We start from the raw sequence: 7139 nt of genomic DNA, 5'->3' as shown, positions 1-7139 counted from the left end.
CGGCCAGCTCGGCCAGCTCCGCTTCCAGAGCGGCGATCTGCTCACCCAGGCGGGTCTCCTCGGCCTTGGCATCCTCCAGCTCCTTGCGGCTTTGGCGGATGGTCTCGTTCAGCTGCTCGCACTCGGCGGCGCGCAGCTGGGCGGCGGCCTGGGCCTGGCTGATGGCCGCTTCGATGCGGCGCAGCTCGCCCTCGGCCCGGATCTTATCGCCGCCTGCGGTGATGGCCTCACTGGAGGCGGCGGTCAGCTGGGCATTCAGGGCTTCCACCTCGGCCTTCAGCTTGTCCGCCGCGGCCTGGGCCTGGCCCTGCTTGTTTTGCAGGGAGCCGATCTTCTTGCGCAGGTCCTCGATCTCCTGGCGGCGGCTGAACAGGCCGGCGGACTGGCTCACGCTACCACCGGTGAAGGAACCGCCCGCGTTGATGACCTGACCGTCGGCGGTGACGATCCGGTTGCGGTAGTCCAGCGCACGGGCGACCCGGCTGGCCTCCTCGATCTCGTCCACCACGATGATGCGGCCCAACAGGTTCGCCACGATGTTGTTGTATTTGGGGTCGTAGTCCACCAGACTGGACGCCACCCGGGCGCTTCCGCTCAGGCGGGAGGCATCGAAGTGACTGCCCTTCACGGTGTCCAGCGGCAGGAAGGTGGCCCGGCCCGCCCGCTCGTTGCGCAGGAAAGCCATGGCGGCCTTGGCAGCGGTCTCACCGTCCACCACGATGTTCTGCAGCGCGAAGCCCAGAGCGGTCTCGATGGCCACCTCATAGCCCGGCTGCACCGTGAGGATGCTGCTCACCGGGCCGATGATGCCCCGCAGCCGGTGGTTCTGAGCGGCCTTCATCACGGTCTTGACGCTGTGCTGGTAGCCGTTCATGTTTCGTTCCAGATCGGTCAGCAGCTGCAGCCGCTGGGTGGAGGCCTCCAGCTGCCGGTTCAGCTGGGCGGCCGCGCCGTCCGCCTCCTCCAGCTGCTTTTGCCGGCTGGACAGCTTCAGGCTCAGACCCTGCTTGATGTTTTCCAGTCGGGTCAGGCTCTCCTCCAGGGTGTTTAAGTAGGTCCTGGTGTCGGCCAGCTCGCCCTCCAGCTCCTCCAGTCCCTGGCCGGAAGTGGGTTCGTTCTGCAATGTTTCCAGACGCTGGGCAGCGGTGGCGGCGGTGCTTTCGCAGCCCGCGGCCCGTACCTTTTCGGCGGTCTGGCGCTCGGTCAGCTCGGCCAGCACCCCGGTCACCTGACCCCGGCGCTCGCCGGTGGCGGCGTTTTCCGCCTGGATACGCCGGAGCATTTCTTCCTTTTCCCGGATCTGATCGTCCAGCTGTTCAATGGTTTTCCGAATGGCCTCGATGCCTTCCCGGTGCTCCTGCATCTGGGCGGCAAAGCTCTCGCGCCCGGCCCCGCTTTCTTCCAGCTGACGGGCAAGGTCGGCCATGGTCTCGGTGTTGTGTCGGATGTCGTTGTGCAGCACGGCGATTCGACTGTCGCTGCCCGCCACCTCTTCGGTGATGGTGCGGATCTCGCCGTTCAGACGGTCCACCTCCATGGTGAGGCGGTTCATCTCGGCCCGGATGCCCTCGGTGGAGGCGTCGATGGCCTCGATCTCGGCGGTCATCCGGTCGTAGTCCGCCTGGGCGGTCTCGTAGCGGCGCTGCTGGCCGCGCACGGTCTCCTTTGCGTTTTTCACGCTGTCCACCCAGAGGGTGACCTCCAGCTCCTTGCGGCGGGCGGAAAGCTCCAGAAATTGCTGGGCCTTGGCGCTCTCCTTTTCCAGGGGGCCCACCCGGCTTTCCAGCTCGTCCAGAATGTCGTGCAGGCGCTCCAGATTGTCCTCGGCGCTGGCAAGGCGGCGCTCGGCCTCGTTTTTGCGGTAGCGGTAGCGGGCAATGCCGCTGGCCTCCTCAAAAATCTCCCGGCGCTCGGCACTTTTGGCAGCCACGATCTCGGCAATACGGCCCTGCCCGATGATGGAGTAGCCGTCCCGGCCGAGGCCGGTGTCCAGGAAAAGCTCGTAGATGTCCTTCAGGCGCACGTTCTGGCCGTTGATGGAATACTCGCTCTCGCCGCTGCGGTAATATTTGCGGCCGATGACCACCTCGTCGGCGTTCACGTCGATGCGGCGGTCGGAGTTGTCCACCGTCAGGTTCACGCTGGCAAAGCCCATGGCCCCGCGGCTCTGGGTGCCGCCGAAGATCACGTCCTCCATCTTGCCCGCGCCGCGCAGCTGGCGGCTGCTGGTCTCGCCCAGCACCCAGCGGATGGCGTCGGAGATGTTGCTTTTGCCGGAACCGTTCGGGCCCACCACCGCGGTGATGCCCCGGTCAATGGGGATCTTGATGCGGTCCGGGAAGCTTTTGAAGCCCTGTATCTCTAGTTCCTTTAATACCATAAATCCTCCCTGGGATCATTTGGATGCGAATGCGATTGCTTCGCTCCGGCAGGAGAAAGCCGCGCAGCCCGCTTTTTCGCTGCGCTGTTTTCTCGTGCCGGGCAAAAACGGTGCGGCACAGGGAGTTTTCCCGCGCCACACCGGCCCGATTCAGTCCACCAGGCCCATCAGGCGCAGGGCCTCCTTGGCGGCCGCCTGCTCGGCGGCCTTTTTGCTGTGACCCACGCCCCGGCCGATCAGGTTGGAGTTCAGGTACACGGCCATGGAGAACCGCTTGTCGTGGTCCGGGCCGTCCTCGCCCTCCAGCTCGTAGCGCAGCCGCTCTTCCGGGTTCTGCTGGATGACCTCCTGCAGCTGGGTCTTGTAGTCCGCCTCGGCGGTCTTGCCCTCGGTGATGAAGGGCAGGATGAAGGCGCGGGCCACCTCGATGCCGCCGTCCAGATACAGAGCGGCGATGAGGGCCTCAAAGGCGTCGCTCACCACGCTGGGGCGGTGACGGCCGCCGCCCCGCTCCTCGCCCTTGCCCAGGCGCAGAAAGCTGCCCAGGTCGATCTCCTTGGCGAACTCGTACAGGGCGCTCTCGCACACAAGGCTGGCCCGTGCCCGGGTCAGTTCACCCTCCGGCCGGTCCTTCCACTGATGGAACAGGTGATCCGCCACCACGATGGACAAGACGCTGTCGCCCAGGAACTCCAGCCGCTCGTTGTGGTGGATGGGGGTCTTGCTCTCGTTGGCAAAGCTGGTGTGGGTGAGTGCTGTCTCCAGCAGAGTGGGGTCTTTGAATGTATAACCGATGATGGTTTCCAACTGATGCATGTTGTTACGCTTCTTTCTCTTCGCTGGTCAGGTTGCGGGCCATCACGCCGCACAGATCGTTCTCCACGCAGAGCTTCGCCTGGCGGATGGCCTGATGGATGGCCCGGGCATTGGAGGAGCCGTGGGCCTTGATGACCGGCTTGGCCGCTCCCAGGAAGGGCGCGCCGCCGTATTCGTCGGCATCCATGCCCTTTTTGAAGTCGGCCACGCCGCCCTTGAGCAGCAGGTAGGCCAGTGCGCCCTTGACGCCGCTCTTGAACAGGCCCTTCAGCTTTGCGCCGAAGAACTTGGCCAGACCCTCGGTGAGCTTGAGGATCACGTTGCCAGTGAAGCCGTCGGCCACCACCACGTCGGCCACGCCGGCAGGGATGTCCCGGGGCTCCACATTGCCCACAAAGTTGATGCGGTTATTGGCCTTCAGCAGGGCGTGGGCCTCCACATAGGTGGGGGTACCCTTGGACTCCTCGGCGCCGTTGTTCACCAGCGCCACGCGGGGGTTCTTTACGCCCATGACCTTTTCCATGTAGACGCTGCCCATTACGCCGAAGGCCTCCAGCATGGAGGGGCGGCATTCCACGTTGGCGCCGGAATCCAGCAGCATGAAGGGGGTCTTGCCGGGGATGATGGTGGCCAGCGCCGGGCGCTTGATGCCCTTCACGGTGCGCACGATCAGGCTGGTGCCCACGTGCAGCGCGCCGGTGGAGCCGGCGGACACAAAGGCGTCGCCCTTGCCCTCGGCCAGCAGCTTCAGGCCCACCACCATGCTGGAGTCCTTTTTGGTGCGCACGGCCTTGGCGGGCTCGTCGCACATTTCAATGGTCTCGGTGGCGTTCACGATCTCGATGTGATCCAGCTTCAGGTTGTTCTCCCTGGCACAGGCGGCGATCTTCTCGGCATCGCCCACGGCGATGATCTCCAGATCCGGCGCAAAGGTAACCACTGCGTCGGCCGCGCCCTTCAGGATCTCGGCGGGGGCGTTATCGCCGCCCATTGCGTCCAGAATGATTTTCATGGTTTGCACACCCTTTCTATGCTGCTGTGTTTCGCTTCGTTTTTACTGCGCGTTCTCGGTCCACTGCTCCATGGCGGCAACCGCCCGGTTGGCAATGGCCAGGTACCGCTCCCGCTTGTCCCGGATATGCTCGGCCAGCGGGGGCAGGATGCCCATGTTCGCGCCCATGGGCTGGAAGTTCTTGTTCTCGGTGGTGATGTAGCGCACCAGCTGGCCCAGCATGGTTTCGGCGGGCAGCTCGGGCAGCTGACGCTCCTCCAGTGCGGCCAGAATGCTGCGGGCCGCCAGCAGGCCGCAGGCGGCGCTTTCCATATAGCCCTCGAAGCCGGTGATCTGGCCCGCGAAATACACCTTGGGGTGCTTTTTCAGGTTCAGGCCCGCGCTCAGCAGGTGGGGGCTGTTCAGGAAGGTGTTCCGGTGCATCACACCGTAGCGCACGAACTCGGCGTTTTCCAGACCGGGAATCATGGAGAACACCCGCTTCTGCTCGCCAAATTTCAGGTTGGTCTGGAAGCCCACGATGTTGTAGAGGGTTCCGCCCGCGTTCTCCCGCCGCAGCTGCACGTTGGCCCAGGGCCGGTGGCCGGTGCGGGGGTCGGTGAGGCCCACCGGGCGCAGGGGGCCGAAGCGCATGGTGTCGGCCCCGCGGGAAGCCATCACCTCGATGGGCATGCAGCCCTCATAGACGGTGAGCTTGCCGTCGAACTCATGCAGAGGGGCCCGCTCGGCGCCGACCAGCGCCGCATGGAAGGCCTCGTACTCCTCCTTATTAAAGGGGCAGTTCAGGTAGTCCGCGTCGCCCCGGCCGTAACGGCTGGCGGCGAAGACCTTGTTCATGTCCAGGCTTTCGGCGGTGACGATGGGGGCCGCCGCGTCGTAAAAGCTCAGCTTGTCGCCCCCGGTCAGCCGGGTGATCTCGTCGGCCAGAGCCCCTTCGGTGAGGGGGCCGGTGGCCACCAGGGTCAGCCGGTTCTCGTCGATGGCGGTTACCTCGCCGGTGTGCAGGGTGATGTTCGGCTGGCTCTTCACCATCTCGGTGACCGCGGCGCTGAAGGCATCCCGGTCCACGGCCAGCGCGCCGCCCGCGGCCACGCGGGTGGCCTCGGCGGCCTTGAGCAGATGGCTGCCCAGCAGCTTCATTTCGGCTTTCAGCAGGCCGGACGCGGAGTCCAGCCGGTCGGCCTTCAGGCTGTTGGAGCAGACCAACTCGGCAAAGCCCTCACTTTTGTGGGCGGGGCTGAATTTGACCGGCTTCTGCTCGTACAGATCCACCTGTACGCCCTGCTCGGCCAGCCAGAGGGCGGCCTCGCAGCCCGCAAGGCCCGCCCCTAAGATCGTTACTTGTTTTTCCATAGCTCTCCGTTACTGTTTGTTCACCTGAGTCTCAAAACCGCAGCCTTCCTTTGCGCAGTACAGGCGGCTGCCCTTTTTGAACAGGGTCGCGCCGCACTTCTCGCAGGTCTGGGCCACCGGCTCATCCCAGGTCATAAAGTCGCAATTGGGGTAATTCTCGCAGCCGTAGTACACACGGCCCTTGGCGCTCTTGCGCAGCAGCATGCGGCCGCCGCACTTGGGGCACTTGCCGCCGGTGTCCTTCACCAGGCGCTTGGTGTTGGTGCATTCCGGGAAGCCCGGGCAGGCCAGGAACTTGCCGTAGCGGCCGGTCTTGATGACCATCTTGCGGCCGCACTTTTCGCAGATCTCGTCGGTCTCCTCGTCGGGCACCTTGATCTTCTTCCCCTCCATGTCCTTCTCGGCCTTTTCCAGCGCGGCGGCGAAGCCCTTGTAGAAGGAATCGATGGTGGTGCGCCAGTCGGCACTGCCATTTTCCACCTTATCCAGGTTCTTTTCCATGCCGGCAGAGAAGGTCACGTCCACGATGTCCGGGAATTCCTGCATCATCAGATCGTTGATGGTGCGGCCCAGCAGGGTGGGCTTGAGCTTCTTCTGCTCCCGTTCCACATAGCCGCGGTCGATGATGGTGGTTATGATGGGCGCGTAGGTGGAGGGGCGGCCGATGCCGTTTTCCTCCAGGCTGCGGATCAGGGTGGCTTCGGTGTAGCGGGCGGGGGGCTGGGTGAACTTCTGCTCCGGGGTCAGGGCCCGCAGCTTCAGGGTCTGGCCCTGTTCCAGCGGAGGCAGGGCGGTCTCCTTCTTCTCCTTTTCGTCGGTGACCTCCTCGTACAGGGCGGTGAAGCCCTCGAAGGTGACCACGTAGCCGCTGGCCCGGAACTGGTAGTCCGCCGCGGTGATGTGGGCGGAGACGGTGTCCTGCTCGCAGTCGCTCATCTGGCTGGCGATGAACCGGCTCCAGATCAGCCGGTAAAGCTTGGCGATGTCGCCGGAGATGCTCTTTTCCGCCTCGTCCGGGGTCAGGCCGGGCACACTGGGCCGGATGGCCTCGTGGGCGTCCTGAGCGGCGGTGGCGCTGCGGCTCTTGTAGGTGCGCTTGGTGGGGCAGACGTACCGCTCCCCGTAGGCTTCGGTGATATACTCCTTGGCACCGGCCACTGCCTCGTCGGAGACGCGCAGGCTGTCGGTACGCATGTAGGTGATCAGACCCATGGTGCCCCGGCCGGCGATGTCCACGCCTTCGTACAGGGTCTGGGCGGCACGCATGGTGCGGGTGGCGGTGAAGCCCAGGCGGCGGCTGGCCTCCTGCTGCAGGGTGGAGGTGATGAAGGGCGGCGCGGGGACCTTCTTGCGGTGGCCGCGCTTCAATTCAGTCACGGTGTAGTCCGCGCCCTCCAGATCCTTCACGATGCCCATGGCCTGGGCCTCGTTGGTGACCTCCAGCTTTTTGCCCGCGGCGGTGCCGTAGAAGCGTGCGGCGAACTTTTTCTGGCTGGACGGCGGCGACAGGGTGGCGTCCAGGTTCCAGTATTCCTCGGGCTTGAAGTCCTCGATCTCCTTTTCCCGGTCCACGATCAG

General features: G+C 64.9%; 5 protein-coding genes. All 5 read right to left on the bottom strand.

Going from position 1 to position 7139, the window contains the following annotated elements; genetic code table 11:
- Positions 1-2380: chromosome segregation protein SMC (gene smc / locus J7G73_RS11765; RefSeq protein WP_291246386.1), on the bottom strand; the 2380-nt coding region annotated here is incomplete at its 3' end.
- Positions 2381-2530: 150 nt separating this feature from the next.
- A complete protein-coding gene (gene rnc / locus J7G73_RS11760) occupies positions 2531-3196 on the bottom strand; it encodes a ribonuclease III (RefSeq protein WP_289598462.1) in 666 nt (221 codons plus the stop codon).
- 4 nt (positions 3197-3200) lie between these two features.
- Positions 3201-4208, bottom strand: coding sequence for a phosphate acyltransferase PlsX (gene plsX / locus J7G73_RS11755; protein ID WP_087183491.1), 1008 nt, complete (start codon positions 4206-4208; stop codon positions 3201-3203).
- 42 nt (positions 4209-4250) lie between these two features.
- Positions 4251-5561, bottom strand: a complete 1311-nt coding sequence (gene trmFO / locus J7G73_RS11750; RefSeq protein WP_291246385.1) for a methylenetetrahydrofolate--tRNA-(uracil(54)-C(5))-methyltransferase (FADH(2)-oxidizing) TrmFO — start codon at positions 5559-5561, stop codon at positions 4251-4253.
- A 9-nt stretch (positions 5562-5570) separates the two neighbouring features.
- On the bottom strand, positions 5571-7139 hold a 1569-nt coding region (gene topA / locus J7G73_RS11745; RefSeq protein WP_291246384.1), incomplete at its 5' end, for a type I DNA topoisomerase.

Source organism: Allofournierella sp. (assembly GCF_017889395.1).
In the GTDB taxonomy this organism is placed as follows: domain Bacteria; phylum Bacillota; class Clostridia; order Oscillospirales; family Ruminococcaceae; genus Allofournierella.
Note: the sequence above shows the minus strand (reverse complement) of the source record. Positions and strands in the feature narration are given on the sequence as shown.

Coding starts and splice junctions, on each gene's coding strand:
- rnc (WP_289598462.1), bottom strand. CDS start 3,196: ATGCATCAGTTGGAAACCATCATCGGTTATACATTCAAAGACCCCACT.
- plsX (WP_087183491.1), bottom strand. CDS start 4,208: ATGAAAATCATTCTGGACGCAATGGGCGGCGATAACGCCCCCGCCGAG.
- trmFO (WP_291246385.1), bottom strand. CDS start 5,561: ATGGAAAAACAAGTAACGATCTTAGGGGCGGGCCTTGCGGGCTGCGAG.